At 64.2% G+C, this 2,847-nt stretch carries 1 protein-coding gene and 2 pseudogenes; all 3 read left to right on the forward strand.

The window, feature by feature from the left end; genetic code table 11:
* Positions 1–7 precede the first annotated feature (7 nt).
* Positions 8–989: pseudogene (locus tag I5W_RS02925) on the forward strand (amidohydrolase family protein).
* A 137-nt stretch (positions 990–1,126) separates the two neighbouring features.
* Complete coding sequence (locus I5W_RS02930; RefSeq protein WP_044528114.1) at positions 1,127–2,515, forward strand: MFS transporter; 1,389 nt, start codon at positions 1,127–1,129, stop codon at positions 2,513–2,515.
* Positions 2,516–2,690: 175 nt separating this feature from the next.
* Positions 2,691–2,847 (forward strand): annotated as a pseudogene (locus I5W_RS33985) (MarR family winged helix-turn-helix transcriptional regulator); the annotation flags it as partial.

A 2,847-nucleotide genomic window follows, 5' to 3' on the forward strand; every position in this document is an offset into this window, starting at 1 on the left:
CCCCAGGATCACCCGCAAGATCGCGCTCGAAGAACACTTCGCCATCGAGAAAACGGTGCAGGATTCGGCCGGTTTTCGTGCCGCCCTCGTACTGGCCCGAACTGAAGCATCGCCTGCTCGATATCCAGCAGCGACGCATCGAAGAGATGGACCGGCATGGCATCGAGACCATGATCCTCTCGCTCAATGCTCCCACCATCCAGGCCATCGCCAATGCCCGCGCCGCCGATGAACTGGCGCGCCGCGCCAACGATTTCCTGGCCGATCAGATCGCGCGCCGACCGGATCGCTTCCGCGGCTTTGCCGCGCTGCCGATGCAATCGCCCGAGCTGGCTGCGCGCGAACTGGAGCGCTGCGTGCGCGAGCTGGGTTTCGTGGGCGCGCTGGTCAACGGGTTTACGCAAGTCGAGGGCGGCACGGGCGTGGCCTATTACGACCAGCCGCAATACCGTCCCTTCTGGGGCAAGGTGCAGGAACTGGATCGCCCCTTCTACCTGCATCCGCGCAATCCCCTGCCGGCCCAGGCGCCGATCTACGAAGGCCATTCCTGGCTGCTCGGCCCGACCTGGGCGTTCGGCCAGGAGACTGCGGTCCATGCGCTGCGCCTGATGGGGTCGGGGCTATTCGATCAATACCCGGATATCAAGATCATCCTTGGGCATATGGGCGAAGGCCTGCCCTATAGCATGTGGCGCATCGACCACCGCAACGGCTGGGTCAAGACCGCGCCCAGCTATCCGGCCAAGAAGCGCATCGCCGACTACTTCCGTCAGAATTTCTGGCTGACCACCTCGGGCAATTTCCGCACCCAGACCCTGATCGATGCCATGCTGGAAATCGGTTCGGATCGTATCCTGTTCTCGGCCGACTGGCCCTTCGAGAATATCGATCACGCCTCCGACTGGTTCGAGAGCGCCTCCATCAGCGAGAACGACCGCATCAAGATCGGCCGCAGCAACGCAGCAGGCCTGTTCAAGCTGGGAGACTGAGCCGGCCGCCACCGGTACCACCACACACACTGCGAAGGCAACAGCGCAATGCGGGACATCCAGAAGCCCGCCCTGTTGCTTCGTTCCGCAGCGTCATCGACGCTGCCCGCGTTCTGATGCAACTGGAGTGAGACACCGTGCAAAAAGACATCATCGACGTCGAGGAAGAACTCTCGACTGCGCCCGTCGGACGCTCGCACATCGGCCTGGGCCTGATCCTGGCCTTGCTGACCCTGTTCGACGGCTACGACACCTTCAATCCCGCCTATGTCATCCACTACGTGCGCCAGCCCTGGGGCTTGTCGCTGGAGCGCGTGGGGATGCTGATCTCCAGCGGACTGGTGGGCTTCCTGATCGGGGCCGCGATCCACGGCACCATTGCCGACCGCATCGGTCGGCGCATCACGCTGCTGGGCGGCTTGTGGATCACCACCCTCTTTTCCTTGCTCACGGCGCTGCTGGCCGATTCCTTCCTCTCCTACAGCGTGCTGCGCATCCTCACCGGCCTGGGTCTGGGCGTGCTGTTGCCGCTGTCGACCACCTACATCAACGAGCTGGCGCCGCGCCGGGTGGCCAATACCTTTGCCTTGTGGGGCGTGGCCCTGGGCTGGGCCATGGGGGGCGCCGCAGCGGGCCTGGTCGGGGTCTTCGTGACGCCCCATACCGGCTGGACCGGGCTGTACTGGATCGGGGCCTGCTCGTTCTTGCTGATCCCCTTCGCGCATCGCCTGCTGCCGGAGTCGCCGCGCTTTGCGCTCTTGCATGGGCGCCATGAGGAAGTCCTGCAGACCCTGTGCAAGCTGCGTCCGCCACGTGCTGCGTTCTATCGCCAAGCGCAGATCCTGGCCGCGCCGAAGGCGGGCAGGGTGTCCGCCTGGAACTTGCTGGAGCGGCCCTATGGACGGCTGTCGCTGGCGATCTGGGGCACCAGCTTTCTGAGCCTGTTCTGCATCTTCGGCCTGAGCGGCTGGATTCCTACGCTGATGCAGGAGCGCGGCGAGAGCTTCGGTAGCAGTTTCGGCTTCGGTGCGATGATGCAGGTCACGTCCTTCATTGGCGCGCTGGTCTGCGGCCACCTGGTGGATCGTTCATCGACCGCACGCCCCTGGCTATGCACATGGTCGCTGGCCGGTGCGCTGTCGATCCTGGCCCTGGTCTGCTTCGAGCAGCATTGGGTCAACCTGGCCGCGACCGCTGCCGCCGGTTTCTTCATCATCGGCGGACAGTTCGTGCTGAACAATTTCACGGCGGCGTCCTATCCGACCCGGATGCGCGCCTCGGCAGTGGGGATGGAACTGGCGGTGGGGCGCCTGGGCGCCATTCTCGGGCCCTTCATCGGCGGTACCCTGCAGCAGAGTTTCGGAGGGCAGCACATCATGCTGCTGGCCATTGCCATCGCCGCCTTCCTGGCCGGCTGTCTGGTCTTGCTGGCGCGCGCCAGCGGCAGTGCCGCCGACCTGCAGCGGGAAGTGGCCCCGTCGGCGGGCGAGTCCGGTGGTGCGCCGCTGGCCCAGCATACGCCCTGAGAGTTTTTCCTCCTTCCCTCCCACTGCCGCACTTGGACCCCTCCCGGCCTGGCCGCGAGGGGTAGACCTTTTTCATCTCTTCCACGCTTGACTTTGCAGCGCCGCGTTCATATGATGCGCATACATCGATGCATATGCATAGTTAGGCTATCATCCTCACCCGACCGGAATGCCCATGAGCAAGGAAACCTGCACCTGCGCCCCCCTGCGCCGCCTCACGCGCAGGATCACCATCATCTATGACCATCACCTGCAGGATAGCGAACTGAGCATCACTCAGTATTCGCTACTGAGCCGCATCGGTCGCAAGGGGCCATTGCCAACATCACGCT

The sequence above is a fragment of the Herbaspirillum sp. B65 genome (assembly GCF_000333555.1).
Lineage (GTDB): Bacteria > Pseudomonadota > Gammaproteobacteria > Burkholderiales > Burkholderiaceae_D > Herbaspirillum > Herbaspirillum rubrisubalbicans.